Annotated in this window: 16 protein-coding genes; 5 read left to right on the forward strand and 11 right to left on the reverse strand. The window is 67.6% G+C overall.

The window, feature by feature from the left end:
- Positions 1-352: 352 nt before the first annotated feature.
- The 5 genes from ACZK4Z_RS03675 to ahpC form a co-directional block, all read right to left on the reverse strand.
- Positions 353-1309, reverse strand: coding sequence for a transaldolase (locus tag ACZK4Z_RS03675; RefSeq protein WP_125895505.1), 957 nt, complete (start codon positions 1307-1309; stop codon positions 353-355).
- Positions 1310-1359: 50 nt separating this feature from the next.
- Positions 1360-1764, reverse strand: a complete 405-nt coding sequence (rnk, locus tag ACZK4Z_RS03680) for a nucleoside diphosphate kinase regulator (RefSeq protein ID WP_005408156.1) — start codon at positions 1762-1764, stop codon at positions 1360-1362.
- 123 nt (positions 1765-1887) lie between these two features.
- Positions 1888-2850: a LysR substrate-binding domain-containing protein gene (locus ACZK4Z_RS03685; RefSeq protein ID WP_032129919.1), complete on the reverse strand. Its 963-nt coding sequence runs from the start codon at positions 2848-2850 to the stop codon at positions 1888-1890.
- A gap of 85 nt (positions 2851-2935) precedes the next feature.
- Positions 2936-4528, reverse strand: coding sequence for an alkyl hydroperoxide reductase subunit F (gene ahpF, locus ACZK4Z_RS03690; RefSeq protein WP_125895503.1), 1593 nt, complete (start codon positions 4526-4528; stop codon positions 2936-2938).
- Between the two features lie 225 nt (positions 4529-4753).
- Positions 4754-5317 (reverse strand): alkyl hydroperoxide reductase subunit C, encoded by a 564-nt coding sequence (ahpC, locus tag ACZK4Z_RS03695; RefSeq protein ID WP_004144811.1) that lies wholly within the window; start codon positions 5315-5317, stop codon positions 4754-4756.
- Between the two features lie 350 nt (positions 5318-5667).
- Here ahpC and prmC point away from each other — a divergent pair, with 350 nt between their 5' ends.
- Complete coding sequence (gene prmC / locus ACZK4Z_RS03700) at positions 5668-6525, forward strand: peptide chain release factor N(5)-glutamine methyltransferase (RefSeq protein WP_125895502.1); 858 nt, start codon at positions 5668-5670, stop codon at positions 6523-6525.
- A 48-nt stretch (positions 6526-6573) separates the two neighbouring features.
- Entirely contained in the window at positions 6574-7515 is a 942-nt protein-coding gene (gene pip / locus ACZK4Z_RS03705) for a prolyl aminopeptidase (RefSeq protein WP_032130095.1), read from the forward strand.
- 139 nt (positions 7516-7654) lie between these two features.
- Here pip and ACZK4Z_RS03710 read toward each other — a convergent pair whose 3' ends face one another.
- Positions 7655-8539 carry a LysR family transcriptional regulator gene (locus ACZK4Z_RS03710; RefSeq protein ID WP_125895506.1) on the reverse strand — a complete coding sequence of 295 codons (885 nt, stop codon included), beginning with the start codon at positions 8537-8539 and terminating at the stop codon, positions 7655-7657.
- Between the two features lie 105 nt (positions 8540-8644).
- On the opposite strand from ACZK4Z_RS03710, the gene ACZK4Z_RS03715 reads away from it, so the two are divergent.
- A complete protein-coding gene (locus ACZK4Z_RS03715) occupies positions 8645-10060 on the forward strand; it encodes an MFS transporter (RefSeq protein ID WP_125895501.1) in 1416 nt (471 codons plus the stop codon).
- A 65-nt stretch (positions 10061-10125) separates the two neighbouring features.
- Here the strand turns inward: ACZK4Z_RS03715 and ACZK4Z_RS03720 are convergent, their stop codons facing one another.
- Genes ACZK4Z_RS03720 through ACZK4Z_RS03735 form a run of 4 tightly spaced genes read right to left on the reverse strand, consistent with a single transcriptional unit; the run spans position 10126 to position 12995 of the window.
- Entirely contained in the window at positions 10126-10923 is a 798-nt protein-coding gene (locus tag ACZK4Z_RS03720; RefSeq protein ID WP_125895500.1) for an N-formylglutamate amidohydrolase, read from the reverse strand.
- The gene (locus ACZK4Z_RS03725; RefSeq protein WP_010481791.1) at positions 10916-11470 is read right to left on the reverse strand and encodes an NUDIX hydrolase; all 555 of its coding nucleotides are present in this window, start codon (positions 11468-11470) and stop codon (positions 10916-10918) included. The genes ACZK4Z_RS03720 and ACZK4Z_RS03725 overlap by 8 nt, the downstream gene beginning before the upstream one ends.
- A complete protein-coding gene (locus tag ACZK4Z_RS03730; RefSeq protein ID WP_125895499.1) occupies positions 11467-12417 on the reverse strand; it encodes a 5'-3' exonuclease in 951 nt (316 codons plus the stop codon). Before ACZK4Z_RS03730 ends, ACZK4Z_RS03725 begins: the two co-directional genes overlap by 4 nt.
- A complete protein-coding gene (locus ACZK4Z_RS03735; RefSeq protein WP_088028247.1) occupies positions 12414-12995 on the reverse strand; it encodes a nitroreductase family protein in 582 nt (193 codons plus the stop codon). Before ACZK4Z_RS03735 ends, ACZK4Z_RS03730 begins: the two co-directional genes overlap by 4 nt.
- A gap of 329 nt (positions 12996-13324) precedes the next feature.
- On the opposite strand from ACZK4Z_RS03735, the gene ACZK4Z_RS03740 reads away from it, so the two are divergent.
- Positions 13325-15646 (forward strand): DUF1631 domain-containing protein, encoded by a 2322-nt coding sequence (locus ACZK4Z_RS03740; RefSeq protein WP_049422876.1) that lies wholly within the window; start codon positions 13325-13327, stop codon positions 15644-15646.
- Positions 15647-15698: 52 nt separating this feature from the next.
- Positions 15699-16778 (forward strand): NAD(P) transhydrogenase subunit alpha, encoded by a 1080-nt coding sequence (locus tag ACZK4Z_RS03745; protein ID WP_125895498.1) that lies wholly within the window; start codon positions 15699-15701, stop codon positions 16776-16778.
- 100 nt (positions 16779-16878) lie between these two features.
- On the opposite strand, the gene ACZK4Z_RS03750 is transcribed toward ACZK4Z_RS03745, so the two are convergent.
- Positions 16879-17340 (reverse strand): DUF3106 domain-containing protein, encoded by a 462-nt coding sequence (locus ACZK4Z_RS03750; protein WP_125895497.1) that lies wholly within the window; start codon positions 17338-17340, stop codon positions 16879-16881.
- Positions 17341-17342: the final 2 nt, after the last annotated feature.

Here is a 17342-nt window from a genome sequence, read left to right on the forward strand (position 1 = left end):
AAGAAAAGAAAAAGGACGCGGCCTTCGCCGCGTCCTTTTTGTTTGATCCTGCATTTTTGTTTGATCCTGCAGTGCTCCGTAGAGTCGAGCTTGCTCGACTGCGAGCAAGCGAAGCGCGCGACCCGCTTTTGCTCTTCTTTCTTTCATCCGTGGCGGGCGGCCACCGGAAACTGTCAGAGGGCGCGCGGGTTGGGTTCGCGGGAGTGTCCGCGGCATGGATGCCGCGGCCAAGCCTCCAGGGACGGATTCACGGCGTCTCCCGCGAACCCAACCCGCCCGACCCAGCGCGGCTTTCGCTCTTGCTTCAACGCGACCAAGCCCCCGCCACGAGGGGCTCAGCCGTTGGCCGGAATCACAGTTCCGAACGAATGCGCTCGCGCAGTGCTTCCAGATCCTTGGCAAACGCATCGATACCGGTCGCCAGCTTCTCGGTCGCCATCGGATCGGCCGCCAGATCCGCCGCGAACTTCGCCGCATCGATCGGGGTCACCGCCGCGCCATCCGCCGCACCGGCCACCAGCTTGCGCGGCAGCTCGCCGTGGTCGGCGTCCAGCTTCTCCAGCAGGTCCGGCGAGATCGTCAGGCGGTCGCAGCCGGCCAGCGCTTCGATCTGCGCGGTCGAACGGAACGAGGCGCCCATCACCACCGTCGGCGAACCGCGGCGCTTGAATTCGGCATACACGCCGCGCACGAACTTCACGCCCGGGTCTTCATCGATGTTGGCCGGGGTCTGGCCGTTGGCCACGTACCAGTCCAGGATGCGGCCGACGAACGGCGAGATCAGGAACGCGCCGGCTTCGCTGCAGGCCAGCGCCTGGGTCGGGTTGAAGATCAGGGTCAGGTTGCAGTCGATGCCCTCGGCCTGCAGGATGCGCGCGGCTTCCACGCCTTCCCAGGTCGCGGCGATCTTGATCAGGATCTTCTCGCGCGGCACGCCGGCATCGGCGTACATCTGGATGAACTGGCGGGCCTTGGCTACGGTGGCAGCGGTGTCGTGGGCCTGGTCGGCATCCACTTCGGTGGACACGCGGCCCGGCACCAGCGTGCTCAGCAGCGCGCCGACGCCGATGGTCAGGCGGTCGGCCACGGCGTGCACCACGGCTTCGCGGTCGCCACTCTGCTGGCGGCCCCAGGCCAGTTCGCGTTCGATCAGCTCGGCGTAGACCGGAAGGTCCAGCGCCTTCTTCACCAGGGTCGGGTTGGTGGTGCAGTCCACCGGCTGCAGGCGCTTGATCGCCTCGTAGTCACCGGTATCGGCAACGACCACGGACAGTTCGCGCAGCTGGGACAGTTTGGACGGGGTACTCATTACGGCTCCTGGTGCAGGGGGATCGAATCGCGCGCGGTGCGCAGCGGTAATCAGGGGCGGTCGTTGTGGACCGCGGTCACGCGCAGGCGCAGCTTGCGGCCGCCGGGCGCGTTCCAGTCGATGCTCTGGCCGATCGAAAGGCCGAGCAGGGCACTGCCGACCGGGGCCAGCACGGAAACCTTGCCTTCATCGACGTTGGCTTCGCGGGGGAAGACCAGGGTCAGGACGTGCTTCTCGCCCGACACTTCATCTTCGCACTCCACGCGCGAATGCATCATGACGATGCCTTCGGGAATCTGGTCCGGTGCCAGCACGGTGGCACGGTTGAGTTCTTCTGCAAGCGCGAGCGCGGCAGGCGTCTGGCTCAGCGCAGGGGATTCGAGCATGGCGTCCAGGCGGTCCATGTCGAAGGTGGAAACGGTGATCGACGGCGGCAGGCCGCTGGCGGTACTCATGGTGAAGCTCCTTGGTTGAAAGCCATGCAAAAGGCGGCACCTGCTGGCGCCGCCTGTCTGTATTGTGGGGACAAATGCGACCGGAATCGACTCCTGCCGATTCCAGGCCGGTGCTGCGGGGGTTCAGCCGTTCAGCGCGGGGCCGGGCAGGGCGGTCGTGTCGCCGGCGGCGTTGACCGCTTCCAGGGTGAACAGCGCCTGCGGCAGGCGCTTGAACTGATCGGCCAGCTCCATCAGGAAGTCGTTCATGGCCGAGCTGCGGCGCCAGATCATGGCGATGCGGCGGCTGGGGCGTCCTTCGCCGGTGAAGTCGAGCAGGCGGATGTTGTTCGAGCGCGGCACCGGCGGCTGCACCGACAGGCTTGGCAGCAGGGTGATGCCGACGTCGGCGGCGACCATCTGCCGCAGGGTTTCCAGGCTGGTGGCGCGGAACTCGGACTTCTCGTTGGCACCGAACAGGCGGCAGACTTCCAGTGCCTGGTCGCGCAGGCAGTGGCCATCTTCCAGCAGCAGCAGCTTCTGCGTGGCCAGCTCCTGCACGTCCAGGTGTTCGCGACGGGCCAGCGGGTGGCGCCCGGATACGGCCAGCAGGAAGGGTTCCTCGAACAGGAACTCGGCATGCAGCTGGTCGTCGATCACCGGCAGGGCCAGCAGTGCAGCGTCGAGCTTGCCTTCGCGCAGGCGGTCCAGCAGCACATCGCTCTTTTCCTCGACCAGCAGCAGTTCCAGCTCCGGGAAGCGATCGCGGATGCGCGGAATCACATGCGGCAGCAGGTACGGGCCCAGGGTCGGGAAGATCCCCAGGCGCACTGTACCGGCTTCCGGATCGCGACTGCGACGTGCCGCTTCCTTCAGCTGTTCCACTTCGGACACGATCACCCGTGCCCGTGCTGCTGCTTCCTGGCCGGCCGGGGTCAGCATCACCTTGCGCGGTGCACGTTCCACCAGCGGCAGGCCCAGCTCTTCTTCCAGCTTGCGGATCTGCGTGGACAGCGTCGGCTGGCTGACGAAGCAGGAGGCGGCAGCCCGGCCGAAATGCTTGTGGTCGGCCAGGGCTACCAGGTACTTCAGATCACGTAGGTTCATCCTTACACCCCAGGGGTAACGGACCGGCTGACGGCGTGGTTACCCGACAGGCAGACAATGTTCCCGGTGATCTGGGAACGGTGGATCAGGCCGCTTCAGCAACGGCACCGCTGCTGTTGCTCACCGACGAGCGGATCAGGTGGTCGAACGCGCTCAGTGCGGCGGTCGAACCGGCGCCCATGGCAATGATGATCTGCTTGTAGGGTACCGTCGTGCAATCGCCAGCAGCGAACACACCCGGCAGGTTGGTCTGGCCGCGGTCGTCGATGACGACCTCGCCACGCGGCGACAGCGCCACCACATCCTTCAGCCACTCGGTGTTGGGCAGCAGGCCGATCTGCACGAAGATGCCTTCCAGCTCGACGCGGTGGGCGTCGCCGCCGACGCGGTCCTTGTAGACCAGGCCGGTGACACGGCTGCCGTCACCCAGCACTTCGGTGGTCTGTGCGCTGGTCAGCACGGTGACATTGGCCAGGCTGCGCAGCTTCTTCTGCAGCACTTCATCGGCGCGCAGGCTGGAATCGAACTCCAGCAGGGTTACATGCGACACGATGCCGGCCAGATCGATGGCCGCTTCCACGCCGGAGTTGCCGCCGCCGATCACCGCCACGCGCTTGCCCTTGAACAGCGGGCCATCGCAGTGCGGGCAATAGGCCACGCCCTTGTTGCGGTACTGGTCTTCGCCCGGCACGTTCATCTGCCGCCAGCGAGCGCCGGTGGACAGGATCACCGAACGCGACTTCAGCACCGCGCCGTTTTCCAGCTGCACCTGCACCAGGCCGTCTTCACCGGCCGGCACCAGCGCACTGGCGCGCTGCAGGTTCATGATGTCCACCTCGTACTCGCGCACGTGCTGTTCCAGCGCCGTGGCCAGCTTCGGGCCTTCGGTCTCCTTCACCGAAATGAAGTTCTCGATCGCCATGGTGTCCAGCACCTGGCCACCGAAACGCTCGGCGGCGATACCGGTGCGGATGCCCTTGCGTGCGGCATAGATCGCCGCTGCCGCGCCAGCCGGGCCACCGCCCACCACCAGCACGTCGAAGGCGTCCTTGGCGGCGATCTTCTCGGCATCGCGCTTGCTGGCATTGGTGTCCAGCTTGGCCACGATCTGCTCGAGGGTCATACGGCCCTGGTCGAACACTTCGCCGTTGAGGTACACGGTCGGCACCGACATGATCTCGCGCTTCTCGACTTCGTCCTGGAACAGGGCACCGTCGATGGCCACGTGCTGGATGCGCGGGTTGAGCACCGCCGCCAGGTTCAGTGCCTGCACCACGTCCGGGCAGTTCTGGCAGGACAGCGAGAAGTAGGTTTCGAACTTGTATTCACCTTCCAGGTTCTGCACCTGCTCGATCAGCTCGGCGGTGGCCTTGGACGGGTGGCCGCCGACCTGCAGCAGCGCCAGCACCAGCGAGGTGAACTCGTGGCCCATCGGCAGGCCGGCGAAGGTCAGGTGGATATCCTGGCCCGGGGTGCCCAGGTCGAAGGACGGCACGCGGCCCTGGCCATCGCGCAGCACCTGCAGCGAGATCTTGTCCGACAGGCTGTCCAGGGTCTGCAGCAGTTCCAGCATTTCCTGCGACTTGGCGCCGTCGTCGGCGTGCGCGGTGATCTGGATCGGGCGGGTCACGCGCTCCAGATAGGTCTTCAGCTGCGACTGCAGGTTGGCGTCCAACATCGGGTCATCTCCTGGCTTCAGGCAAACAGGGGGCGTGGCACCGCTGTAGAAGGTAGCGGACCAGCAGGGGGTAGGGGTGAACCCAAGACAGCGACCGTGGAAGGGGCTGGCTGGCCAAGGCGGGCGAGCGTTGGCTGTCTTGGGTTCACCCCCACGCCGGTGGGGGGACCGGCACGGGGATGAAAGGCGCGCCGTGGCGTGGGGCCACGGCAGGCCGGTACCGCTTTAGATCTTGCCGACCAGGTCCAGCGACGGGGTCAGGGTCTTCTCGCCTTCCTTCCACTTGGCCGGGCACACCTGGTTCGGGTTGGCGGCGGTGAACTGGGCAGCCTTCAGCTTGCGCAGGGTTTCGGAGACGTCACGGGCGATCTCGTTGGAGTGGATCTCCAGGGTCTTGATCACGCCTTCCGGGTTGATGATGAAGGTGCCGCGCAGGGCCAGGCCTTCTTCCGGAATGTGCACGCCGAAGGCGTTGGTCAGCTGGTGGGTCGGGTCGCCAACCAGCGGGAACTGGGCCTTGCCGACGGCCGGCGAGGTTTCGTGCCACACCTTGTGCGAGAAGTGGGTATCGGTGGTGACGATGTAGACCTCGGCGCCAGCCTTCTTGAACTCGGCGTAATGGTCAGCCGCGTCTTCGATCTCGGTCGGGCAGTTGAAGGTGAAGGCGGCCGGCATGAAGATCAGGACCGACCACTGGCCCTTCAGGGTGCTGTCGGAAACCTTGATGAACTCGCCATTCAGGTAAGCATTGGCTTCGAACGGCTGGATCTGGGTGTTGATCAGGGACATCGTTTTTCCTCTGGGTGAAGGGGAGTGGGTGAATCGACAGGACCTAGAGTACCGACTCGCTATCGATAAGAACAATCCATTGATTGCATCTATTTGATAGATGTAGTCTATCAAAATGCACTGAGCAGGCACTGAACCCGGACGCTTTCATCCTGCAACTGCCTGTGTGACAAGGAAAATCTTCCGGAACGGCTGAATAGGGCCAATAGTCCCTCCTTATCCCCTCGGGCAGAACCTGAACGGATTGCAGCCTTTTGTAGGGTCGAGCCATGCTCGACTGCGGACCTGTGGATGTGTAGCTCGACTGCGGCAGAAGCAGCCGAGCATGGGCTCCGCTCTACAATTGCGGCATGTTTTCCCAAACCGAACCCTCCCTGCGCCAGATCGTGGCCGAGGCCAGTGCCCGCCTCGGCGGCGTCGAGGCCCGCCACGAGGCCGAACTGCTGCTGCTGCATGTGCTGGAGCGCCCGCGCAGCTGGCTGTTCGCGCATGCCACCGATCCGCTGGCCGCCGCCGACCTGGCCGCCTTCGAAGCGTTGCTGGCCCGCCGCGTGGCCGGTGAGCCGGTGGCCTACCTGACCGGCCGCCGCGGTTTCTGGACGCTGGACCTGGAGGTCGACCCGGCCACGCTGATCCCGCGTCCGGAAACCGAGCTGCTGGTCGAGCTGGCGCTGGAGCGGCTGCCGCCAGACCAATCGCTGCAGCTGGCTGACCTGGGCACCGGCAGCGGTGCGATTGCACTTGCACTGGCCACCGAACGGCCCCAAGCGCAGGTGCTGGCTACCGATGCCAGCCCGGGCGCGCTGGCCGTGGCCGCGCGCAATGCTGCGCGCCATGAACTGCGCAACGTCCGCTTCGCCGAGGGCGGGCACGACTGGTATGCGCCACTGCAGGGTGCACGCTTCGACCTGATTGCCAGCAACCCGCCATACATCGCCAGCGATGATCCGCACCTGGCACAGGGCGACCTGCGTTTTGAACCGGCCACCGCGCTGGCCTCCGGCGTGGACGGGCTGGATGACATCCGCCGCATCGTCGACGGTGGCCAGGCCCATCTGCTGCCCGGCGGTTGGCTGCTGATCGAGCATGGCTGGGACCAGGGCGCGGCGATCCGCGCGCTGTTCGACGCTGCGGGTTTTGCGGAAGTGCAGACCGTGCAGGACCTGGAGCAGCGCGACCGGATCACCCTGGGCCGGCGTCCGGCCTAGAATGGAGGTTCTCCTGCCCCGGCAGGGCATCACCCTGGAGCTGCAAGCATGCGTACGCTGTACCCCGCCATCACCCCCTACGACGTCGGCACCCTGAAGGTCGACGACCGCCACACGCTGTACTTCGAACAGTGCGGCAACCCGGACGGCAAGCCGGTGGTGATGCTGCACGGTGGCCCGGGCGGCGGCTGCAGCGACAAGATGCGCCAGTTCCACGACCCGTCCAAGTACCGCATCATCCTGTTCGACCAGCGCGGTGCCGGCCGTTCCACCCCGCACGCGGACCTGGTGGACAACACCACCTGGGACCTCGTCGCCGATATCGAGAAGCTGCGCGAGCACCTCAAGGTTGATCGCTGGCAGGTGTTCGGCGGCAGCTGGGGTTCGACCCTGGCACTGGCCTATGCCGAAACCCACCCGCAGCGCGTGACCGAACTGGTCCTGCGCGGCATCTTCATGCTGCGTCGCTGGGAACTGGAATGGTTCTACCAGGAAGGCGCCAACCGCTTGTTCCCGGATGCGTGGGAGCACTACCTCAAGCCGATTCCGTCGGTGGAGCGTCATGACCTGATCTCGGCCTTCCACCGCCGCCTGACCAGCGAAGACGAAACCACCCGCCTGGAAGCGGCCAAAGCCTGGGCGGTGTGGGAAGGCGCGACCAGCTTCCTGCACGTCGATGATGACTTCATCAACAGCCACGAAGACCCGCATTTTGCGCTGGCGTTTGCCCGCATCGAGAACCACTACTTCGTCAACGGCGGCTTCTTCGAGGTGGAAGACCAGCTGCTGCGCGACGCGCACCGCATCGCTGACATTCCCGGCGTGATCGTGCACGGCCGCTACGACGTGGTCTGCCCGCTGGCCAACGCCTGGGACCTGACCAAGGTGTGGCCGAAGGCGAAGCTGGAAATCACGCCGGCCTCGGGCCACTCGGCGTTCGAAGCCGAGAACGTGGACGCACTGGTGCGCGCCACCGATAGCTTCGCCTGATCGGTAACGCCGGGCCATGCCCGGCGCTACCGGCCCTCATCCACGCATGGCGTGGATCTACCGCAGCCTGGTAGTGCCGGCCGCTGGCCGGCAACCCGGAAACGGTTGGATGCGCGCAGACGCCGGCCAGCGGCCGGCGCTACCACTGCCCGGCCAGCAACGCGTCGGCCAGTACCTGCAGCTTCGGCGAATGCTGGCGCGACGGTGGGTAGATCAACGACAGTTCGCGGCTGCGGCCTTCGAACGGCTGCAGCACGCGCTGCAGGCGGCCATCGGCCAAGGCGTCGGCCACCGCGAAATCCATCACCTGCACGATGCCGATACCGGCGATGGCCGCTTCCACCAGCGGATCGCCGCTGTCGAACACCATCCGCGTCGGCGGCGTGAACTCGCGCAGTTGCCCGTCCTGCAGGAACTGCCAGTCCACCAGCCGGCCACTGCGCAGGTTGCGCACCGCCAGGCAGGCATGGTCCTGCAGCGCGGCCACATCGTCCGGTGCGCCACAGCGGGCCAGATAGGCGGGGCTGGCCACCGTCACCCAGCGCAGCGGCCGCAATGGCCGCGCGACGATGCGCTGGTCGGCGATGACGCCGGTGCGCAGCGCGGCATCGAAGCCTTCCTCGACCAGATCGACCAGACGGTCGCTGAGCACCGCTTCCACCTGCAGCTGCGGATGCTGTTGCAGCAACGGCGCCAGCATCGGCACCAGCACCTTGCGCCCGAACATCGACGGCGCACTGATCTTCAACGTGCCCGAGGGCGTGCACGGACGGTCGGCCAGTTGCCGCTCGGCATCGTCCAGGCCGGCCAGCAGCGGTGCCACCTGTTCGACGAACTGGCGGCCATCCGGGGTCAGCGCCACATTGCGGGTGTTCCGCTGCAGCAGCTTCACCCCCAGCGTGGCTTCCAGCCTTCCGATCGCGCGCGACAGGCCGGACTGGCTCAGGCCCAGCTGGCCGGCGGCCACGGTGAAACTGCGGGCTTCGGCCACCTGCACCAGCATGCGCACCGCATTGAGGTCCATCGAGGCTCCATTCATGCCGAAAATCATGACAGATATGGTCGGGGAGGGGTTTATTGATTGGCTCGCATCAATGAGACTGCGCTCCCCCACCGCGCCAGACCGCCGATGCCTCCCCTCAAATACCCGCGCTGGGCGCTGACCCTGCTGGCCACCGCCCAGCTGATCATTGCCCTGGATGCCACCATCATCTTCGTTGCCCTGCATGACATGGGCCGCGCGCTGCAGATCAACGCGCAGCAGCTGCAATGGGTGGTCAGTGCCTACACCGTGGCGTTCGGCGGCAGCCTGTTGCTGGGTGGCCGTGCCGCCGACCTGATCGGCCGCCGCCGCTTCTACCGGCTGGGCATGCTGCTGTTCGCGCTGGCCTCGCTGCTCGGCGCGCTGGCGCCGAACGCCACGCTGTTGATCATCGCGCGCGCCGCACAAGGCGTCGGGGCGGCGCTGCTGTTCCCGGCCACGCTGGCGCTGATCAACACGCTGTACGCCGAAGGCCCGGTACGCAATCGTGCGCTGGCGATCTGGAGCATGGCCAGTGCGGTGGGCCTGGCGCTGGGCACGCTGCTCGGCGGCGTGCTGACCCAGGCGTTCGGCTGGCCGGCGGTGCTGGCGGTGATCGTGCCGCTGGCCACGGCGTGCGCGGTCGCGGCCGGTACATGGCTGCCGTCCGATGGTCCACGCGTGCAGGGCCGTTCCTTCGATCTGGCCGGTTGTCTCACTGTCACCGCCGGCGGCAGCCTGTTGGTCACCACCCTGGTGCAAGGGCCGGAGTGGGGCTGGACGGCGCCGGCTACGCTCATCTGCCTGCTGCTTTCAGCCGTACTGTTGACGGTGTTCGTACAGATCGAAAAGCGCAGCCGTGACCCGCTGATGCAGTTTTCGCTGTTGCGCCTGCCCGGCCTCCGCGCCGCGCTGGGTCTGACCTTCGCTTTCATGAGCAGCTATGGCGTGCAGTACTACTTCCTGGCGCTCTACTTCCAGGATGGCTATGGCTGGAGCCCGCTGCAGGCCGGTATGGCCTTCCTGCTGCCGACATTGGTGTGCACCTTCGGCATCCGTATTGCCGAACGCATGCTGCGGCGCCGTTCGCCACGGCAGGTGCTGGCCTGGGGCTTCGCCGCAGGTGCCGTCGGCATCGCCGCGGTGGCGCTGGCGATGCCGCATGGCGCCAGCTACTGGCCGCTGTTGCCGGGCATCGTGGTGCTCAGCGTCGGCCAGGGCATGAGCTGGACGGCGATGTGGATCGTGGCCGGGCAGGGCGTGCCGGGTCCGCAGCAAGGCGTCGCGTCCGGCATGGCGGCCACCGCCCAGCAGATCGGCGGCGCCTTGGGATTGGCGGTACTGGTGATGGTCGCCAACGCCGCGCGCGGCACGCAGGCGGCAACCAGCCCTGATGCGTTGCAGGGCATGGTCAATGCACAGTACGGCGCCGCGCTGTTCGCCGCGCTCGGCGTGGTGATCGCGCTGGGCCTGCGCCCGGCAACAGTAGTGGTAGTGCCGGCCGCTGGCCGGCAAACACAATGACCCAACTACCCTGAGGTTGCCGGCCAGCGGCCGGCACTACCAACCCGGGATGGATCCACGCGCGTTCAACCCAATGCCAGCAACTGCGGCTGCAGCGCGCTGAAGATCCGCGCCAGCCGCTGCGCCCATGCCTGCTGCCCGGCGGCATCGGCGATCAGGTCCTGGCGGATCTCCAGTTCCACATGCACCAGCCCGCGGCCTTCGCCATGCACCGGCACCGCGTAGTCGCTGGTACTGCTGACCGAATACGGTTCGTTGTCGCCCACCACCAGGTCGCCTTCGTCGCGCAGTGCCTGCAGCAGTGCATGCGCAAAGCGCGTGTCCTGGTGGTACAGCACGCCGGCATGCCACGGCCGCTGCGCGCCGTTCATCGCTGGGGTGAAGCTGTGCATCATCACCAGCAGGGTGGGGCGACCGGCATCGCGGCGTGCGTCCAGTTCGGCGTCGATGCGTGCGTGGTACGGCGCGTGGATCGCATCAATGCGCTGTTGCCGCTGCGCCGCCGACAGCCCGGCATTGCCCGGGACCACGGTGTGGTCGCTTACTTCCGGAATCAGCGTCGGCGAGGCCAGTGGGCGGTTGCAGTCGATCAGCAGCCGCGAATAGGTCTGTTCGATCGCCCATGCATCCAGCCGTTCGGCCAGTGCGCGGGTGGTGCCGGCAATGCCGATGTCCCAGCCGATGTGGCGGTCCAGTTCGACCTGTGGCAAGCCCAGGCCGGCGAGGGCGCGCGGCACCTGCTGGCCGGCGTGGTCGGCCAGCAGCAGGTACGGCGAAGCGCCCTGCGGCCGGTGAAGGGTGTAGATCGCCGGGTCGTCGGCGCCGAGCAGCGCCGGCAGCGCATGCAGGCCGGCGTCAGCCACGCGGGCGCCCGTCCAGGTGGTGCTCGATCATCCACAGGCCGGCCCAGAGCTTGGCGTCCAGCTCGTAGCCTTCGCCCATCTTCTGCACCAGCCAGGCCGCGGCCTCACTGCGTGGAATCTCGTGCACGGTGATGTCCTCGCTGTCATCGCCGCCACCTTCGCCGATCCGGCGCAGGCCGGTAGCGCGTACGAAGGCGATCTTCTCGCTGCTGGCGCCGGAGGACGTCGGGCCGATCATCAGCACTTCGGCGTGATCGGCGGTCCAGCCGGTTTCTTCTTCCAGTTCGCGCACGGCCGAGACTTCAATCGATTCGCCGGCGTGGATGTCGCCGACCAGGCCGGCGGGCATCTCGATGGTGGGTGCCTGCAGCGGCACGCGGAACTGCTCGACGAACAGCACCTTGTCCTCCGGGGTGACGGCAATGATGATGGCGGCCAGGCCACCGGCGTGGGTACGTTCGCTGTATTCCCAGGTGCCGCGCACCAGCATGCGCTGGTACTTGCCTTCATAGACGACACGCGGGGCTTCGGTGTTGCGCTGGCTCATGCGGGCTCGCCGGAATTGGAAAAGGATGGAGTGGGAACGGGGTCGGCCACGCCGGCGGCATCGAACAGCCGGCGGCGGGTCATCGGGCCGAAGCGCAGGGTCTGGCACAGGCCACCAAGCAGCTCCGGATCGGCTGCCTGGCGCAGCAGCCCGGGCTGGCTGCCGTCCAGCGGCGCGTCCAGCGCGATGGTGGTCAGCTGGCGCCAGAGCTGGACGTGCTCGCGCTGCTCGCGCAGGCGCACCGCCATCTGTGCCGCGCCGCGCAGGCGCAGGAACGGCACTTCGTCCAGGCGTTCGTACAGCGCATCCATGCTGCCGAAGTGGGCCAGCAGCACGGCGGCGGACTTGCTGCCGACACCACTGACACCGGGAATGTTGTCCACCGCATCGCCGCACAGTGCCAGGTAATCGGCGATCTGGTGCGCGTGCACGCCGTGCCGCGCCTTCACTCCGGCTACGTCCCAACGCTGGTTGCGTGCGTAGTCCCACTGCTCGTCGTGATCCAGCAGCAGCTGCGACAGGTCCTTGTCGGCGGAGATGATCACCCCGCGGTGGCTGCCACGGTGCACGTGCAGGGCGCTGCCGATCAGGTCATCGGCTTCGTATTCGTGGTGGGCAAGCACCGCAAGGCCCAACGCCGCGCACAGCGCCTTGCAGTGTACGAACTGGCGCTTGAGCGCTTCCGGCGCCGGGTCCCGATTGGCCTTGTAGGCAGGGTACAGGCGATGGCGGAAGCCGCTGTCGAGCGCTTCGTCGAAGGCGATGGCGATGTGCTGGGGGCGCTCGCGCTCCAGCAGGTCCAGCAGGAAGCGGGCGAAGCCGTGCACGGCGTTGGTCGGCCAGCCCTGCGCGTCCTCGAACTGGTCCGGCAGCGAGTGCCAGGCGCGGAACACGTAGATGCTGGCATCAACCAGGTACAGCGACGGCGGCGGAGCCGGCAGGGTCATGCCGGTGGCGTCCAGTCGCGCAGCAGGGCCGCCGGATCGGGGCGCTCGCGTTCGGGTACATCGGCCTTGGGCGTGCCAATGTGGATGAAGCCGGCGATGCCTTCGCCTTCGGCCAGGCCCAGATGTGCCTGCACGACCGGGTCGAAGGCCATCCATGCAGTCAGCCACTGCGCACCGAAGCCCAGCGCCTGCGCGGCCTGCAGCAGGGCGAAGCAGACGCAGCCGGCGGTCATCAGCTGTTCCTGTTCGGGCACCTTCGGGTCCGGGCGCGGGCTGGCGACCACCACGATCACCAGCGGCGCATGGCTGAAACGCTGGCGGTCCTTCTCGAATACCGCCTCGCCGGCATGCGGGTCGCGCTGGCGGCTGCGCTCGGCCAGGAAGTCGCCCAGAGTGTGACGTGCATCGCCGGCAATCTTCAGGAAGCGGAACGGTACGCGCTTGCCGTGGTCGGGCACGCGCACGGCCGAGGCCAGCATGCGCTGCAGGGTGGCTGGATCCGGTCCGGGCTCGCCCAGTTGCCGCGAGGGCACCGAGCGGCGGGCATCCAAGGCAAGCAGGGCAGCGGGGTCGGGCATGGAGTCTGAACCGGTCATCACGGGTGTTTGATTATAGTCGGGGTGGTCAATGACGCCGTCTGTGTCGCGTCCCGCCTGAATATCAAACTGTGATGAACATCATGCCACTGGCGGGAAAGGGACGACCGCTTCCTCTCGCCTCGTGGGCCTCGCACGGCTTACGATATCTATCTTGCCGGGCCGCCGGTCATGAGGTTTGAAGTGAGGACTGTTTCACTGTCCGTGACGGGCTGGCCGGCCTACCATCGACGTACCGGCACATGGGGTGTGCCGGCCGTCGCGATGTCCATGCTGTCTGTCGTACCAGAGAAGGTGGGGAGCCTTCCCGAATGATGAGCGCGCCCACACCGATGGGATCGCCGGGCCGTGACCCGGTCCAGCTTCAGCGTGCCCGGGACATGGTCCTGCCGGCGCTGTGCCAGGCGTTCGGGGCCGCACTGGCGCGTTTCGACGATGCACTGTTCGACCGCGCCGGCAATGCTGGCTCGTCGCAGCTGCTGTTCCTGGATGCGATGCGCGAGCTGCGCCGTCGCCGTGAGGACATCGCCGCCGCCTTCGCCGGCCACCTGCAGCGGGCCTGGGATGCACTGGCCAGTGGCGAGCCGTTGTCGGCCGAAGCCACCCTGTCCGGGCCGGCCGAGGATGGCCTGAGCCTGCTGGCTGAACATGTACTGGAATCGCGGCTGGCGGTGCGCAATTTCGCCACCGTGCTGCTGCGTGACTTCAAGCCGGTGCTGGCGCGGCTGGACCGCCGCCTCGGCCGCCTGATCGGCGGCGCCGAGCTGGACGCCGACCACAACCCGGTCAGCCCCGAACACCTGGGCGTGGCCATCCATGAGGCCTTTGCCGGCTGCGAACTGGCGCCGGAAGTGCACCTGGTGCTGATCAAGCTGTGCGAGCGCGACCTGCGCGCGCCGGTGGGCCGCATCTACGAGAAGCTGGACGAGCAGCTGGCCGCCGCTGGCGTGATGTCGCAGATGGGGGCGCCGCGGCGTCCACTGTCTGCCGCGCCCGACCCGCGCATGGCGCCCGGGTCGGACGATCTGGTCGAGCCGCGCCACGCGGCGGGCTTCGAATCCGAATTCAGCGATGATGAACAGGCCGCGCCGGCCTGGGCACAGCGCTTCGCTGCGCGCTGGTCCGAGCGCCGTGGCCACATGCAGCAGCACCTCGGGAGCGAGGATGCCGGCAACGGCGAGGCGTATGCCGGCCAGCAGGGAATGCTGCTGGAGGCCCTGCATGAGCTGCTGCAGCAGACCCGTCACGTTCGCGAGGACGCCACCTCGGCAGCGCAGGTCGCGGTCGGCCAGCACCGCCCGTTGAGCCAGCGCGAGATGATGTCGGTGCTGTCGCTGCTGCAGGCCACGCCCAGCGCCACCCTGCGTGCGGCCATCGGCGAGGACGGCGAATCACTGGCGCAGCGGCTGAAGAGTGAAGTGCTGTCCAGCGCCACCCGTCTCGGCGTCGATCCTGGCCAGACCCGGCTGGACCCGCAGGACGAAGATGCGATCGATCTGGTCGGCATGCTGTTCGACGTGATGCTGGACGAACGCGAGCTGGAGGGCCGTTCGCGCGAGTTGATCGGCCGCCTGGTGGTGCCCTTCGTCAAGGTGGCGATGCTCGACCGCCGCATGTTCGTGCAGAAGACCCACCCGGCCCGCAAGCTGCTCAACTCGCTGGCCGAAGCCTGCGAGGGCAATACCGGCGAAAGCCAGGCCGAGCGCATGCTGATGGCCAAGGTCGAGGAAATCATCGAGCGCCTGGTGGCCGAGTTCAACGAGAACCTGGCGATCTTCCTGACCCTGGAAGAAGAATTCCGCGAGTTCCTCGTGCAGCACCGCCGCCGCGTGGAAATCGCCGAGCGCCGCGCCGCCGAAACGCAGCGCGGCCAGGAGAAGCTGGAAATGGCCCGCAGCCGGGCGGGTGCCGAACTGGATCGCCGCATCGGCGATGCCACCCTGCCGCCGGCCATCGCTGAGTTCCTGCGCCAGCCATGGCAGCACCACCTGACCCTGGCGCTGCTGCGCGAGGGCGAGGAGGGCGCGTCGGTGGCCGAGGCACTGAGCCTGGCTGACGGCCTGCTGGAGGAAGTGGCCGAGGCCCGCCGCCAGATCGTCGGCAAGCCGTGGCTGCAGGCCTGGCAGCCGGTGCTGGCCAAGGTATTTGCCAGCGTCGGCGTGCACGGCGATGCCGCCACCGGTGCCATCGACGCCCTGCACGACACCCTGCAGGGCATTGCGGAATCGCGACCGGAACTGCAGCGCGCGCTGCCGGAGCTGCCGCAGGTCGCCTTGCCGGCGCCGCCGGTGGCTGAATCGCCAGCGGTGGAGCTCGGCGGGCAGATCGACGCCGACGATTTCGACAACGCCGACGCCGACCGCTTCCGACGCATGGAAATCGGCAACTGGCTGGACTTCGTCGACAAGGACGGCAAGGTGCAGGCCGGCAAGCTGTCCTGGGTCAGCCCGATTTCCTCGCGCCTGCTGTTCGTCAACCGCCGCGGCGTGCGCTTCTGCGTGGCCTCGCCGGAAGAACTGGCGGTGATGGTGCGGCTGGGCCGCCTGCGCGCCCACGTCGACGATGGCGCCTTCGACAGCGCGATGCAGGGTGTGATCGATCGGCTGGACCCGGGCAGCGCAACACTGCACTGAGCCGTGGCCGCCTGCTAGGATCGGGAAAACTCACCGATCAGCGGGGACCTGCATGGCCGTGGCGTTGCTGGGGATCAAGGAGACCGCGCCGGGCGAACGGCGCGTGGCGTTGACGCCGGAAACCGCGCGCAAGCTCGGTGTCTTGGGCATCACTGTCTGGTATGAGGCCGGCGCCGGTCTGGCGGCGGGATTTACCGATGCTGCCTATGACGACGCCGGTGCACGTGTGTTCGATGAAGGTCGCTGGGCCGAGATCGATATCCTGCTGTGCGTGCAGGCACCGCCGGTGGCGGTGCTGGAGCAGCTCAAGCCCGCTGCCAGCGTGGTCGGCCTGCTGACTCCGGCCAGTGATCCGGCGCTTGCGGCATTGGCCGCTGGCGACCGCCTGCACCTGTTCCCACTGCAGCAGCTGCCGCGCACCACCCGCGCGCAGGCGATGGATGTACTCAGCTCGCAGGCCGGCATGGCCGGTTACAAGGCGGCACTGATCGCGGCCGAGCGTGCGCCGCGTTTCTTCCCGATGCTGACCACCGCCGCCGGTACCGTGCGCCCGGCCAAGGTGCTGGTGATCGGTGCCGGTGTGGCCGGTCTGCAGGCCATCGCCACCGCACGTCGTCTCGGTGCACAGGTGGAAGGTTTCGACGTGCGCCCGGAAACCCGCGAGCAGATCCAGTCGCTGGGCGCGCGCTTCCTTGATCTTGGTGTGAGTGCAGCCGGTGAAGGCGGCTATGCGCGTGCGTTGACCGATGAGGAACGCGCCGAGCAGCAGCGCCGGCTGGCCGACCACCTGCGCAGCGTGGATGTGGTGATCTGCACGGCAGCGGTACCGGGGCGACCGGCGCCGACGATCGTGACTGCCGCGATGGTGGAGGGCATGGCCACCGGCAGCGTGATCGTGGACCTGGCGGCAGAGAGCGGCGGCAACTGCGCACTGACCCAGCCGGGGCAGTGCATCGAACATCAGGGCGTGACCATCGATGGCCCGCTTGGCCTGGCCAGCCGCGGCGCGACCCAGGCCAGCGAGATGTACGCGCGCAACCTGCTCAACTTCGTTGCGCTGTTCGTGCGCGAGGGACAGCTGGCATTCGACTGGGAAGACGAGCTGCTGGCGAAGACGCGCTGGCAGGCGTGAGCCGGCAGCGCCGGTTGCCTTCCCGGTAGATCCACGCCATGCGTGGATGAACGGCCCAGCGTGCGGACCAGGGTCCGCACCCACCCTGCGGATGCCGGCGTTACCGCGGCTTCGCCGGCGGCGGGTTGTCGCGCACCCAGTCCTTGCGTTGTTCCGGCGTCATCTGCGACCAGCGCTCGCGCAGGGCGTCGCGCTGTTCCGGCGGCATGTTCCGCATCTGACCGAACAGGGCCCGGGCCTGCTCACGCTGTTCCGGGTTCATGTGCTCGAAGCGGCGCAGGCCACGGCGGGCCTTGTCACGCTCCTCAGGGCTCATCGACTGCCAGCGTTGGCCATGCGCAAGCATGCGCTGGCGCTGGCCGGCATCGGCGCTGTTCCAGCGGTCGCGCAGCGGCGCCAGCAGGGATTCGCGCTGCGCTTCGCTCAGGTGTTCCCACGCCGGCAGCGGTGCGGCCGGCGCAGGGCGTGCGGCAGGGGCGGGCGCGGCGCTCTGCGCCAGTGCCGGGAAGGCCGGCAGCAGCAACAGGGTCATCAGCAGGGGCAGGGTGTGCAGTCGGGACATGA

The organism is Stenotrophomonas sp. 71799_Sma, assembly GCF_056482505.1.

What these genes read in the sequence shown, in the direction of transcription:
- ACZK4Z_RS03730 (WP_125895499.1), bottom strand. Translation starts at nt 12,417, where the DNA reads ATGACCCTGCCGGCTCCGCCGCCGTCGCTGTACCTGGTTGATGCCAGC.
- ahpF (WP_125895503.1), bottom strand. Translation starts at nt 4,528, where the DNA reads ATGTTGGACGCCAACCTGCAGTCGCAGCTGAAGACCTATCTGGAGCGC.
- rnk (WP_005408156.1), bottom strand. Translation starts at nt 1,764, where the DNA reads ATGAGTACCGCCAGCGGCCTGCCGCCGTCGATCACCGTTTCCACCTTC.
- ACZK4Z_RS03750 (WP_125895497.1), bottom strand. Translation starts at nt 17,340, where the DNA reads ATGTCCCGACTGCACACCCTGCCCCTGCTGATGACCCTGTTGCTGCTG.
- ACZK4Z_RS03725 (WP_010481791.1), bottom strand. Translation starts at nt 11,470, where the DNA reads ATGAGCCAGCGCAACACCGAAGCCCCGCGTGTCGTCTATGAAGGCAAG.
- ACZK4Z_RS03710 (WP_125895506.1), bottom strand. Translation starts at nt 8,539, where the DNA reads ATGGACCTCAATGCGGTGCGCATGCTGGTGCAGGTGGCCGAAGCCCGC.
- ACZK4Z_RS03675 (WP_125895505.1), bottom strand. Translation starts at nt 1,309, where the DNA reads ATGAGTACCCCGTCCAAACTGTCCCAGCTGCGCGAACTGTCCGTGGTC.
- prmC (WP_125895502.1), top strand. Translation starts at nt 5,668, where the DNA reads ATGTTTTCCCAAACCGAACCCTCCCTGCGCCAGATCGTGGCCGAGGCC.
- pip (WP_032130095.1), top strand. Translation starts at nt 6,574, where the DNA reads ATGCGTACGCTGTACCCCGCCATCACCCCCTACGACGTCGGCACCCTG.
- ACZK4Z_RS03745 (WP_125895498.1), top strand. Translation starts at nt 15,699, where the DNA reads ATGGCCGTGGCGTTGCTGGGGATCAAGGAGACCGCGCCGGGCGAACGG.
- ACZK4Z_RS03740 (WP_049422876.1), top strand. Translation starts at nt 13,325, where the DNA reads ATGATGAGCGCGCCCACACCGATGGGATCGCCGGGCCGTGACCCGGTC.
- ACZK4Z_RS03715 (WP_125895501.1), top strand. Translation starts at nt 8,645, where the DNA reads ATGCCTCCCCTCAAATACCCGCGCTGGGCGCTGACCCTGCTGGCCACC.
- ahpC (WP_004144811.1), bottom strand. Translation starts at nt 5,317, where the DNA reads ATGTCCCTGATCAACACCCAGATCCAGCCGTTCGAAGCCAATGCTTAC.
- ACZK4Z_RS03685 (WP_032129919.1), bottom strand. Translation starts at nt 2,850, where the DNA reads ATGAACCTACGTGATCTGAAGTACCTGGTAGCCCTGGCCGACCACAAG.
- ACZK4Z_RS03735 (WP_088028247.1), bottom strand. Translation starts at nt 12,995, where the DNA reads ATGCCCGACCCCGCTGCCCTGCTTGCCTTGGATGCCCGCCGCTCGGTG.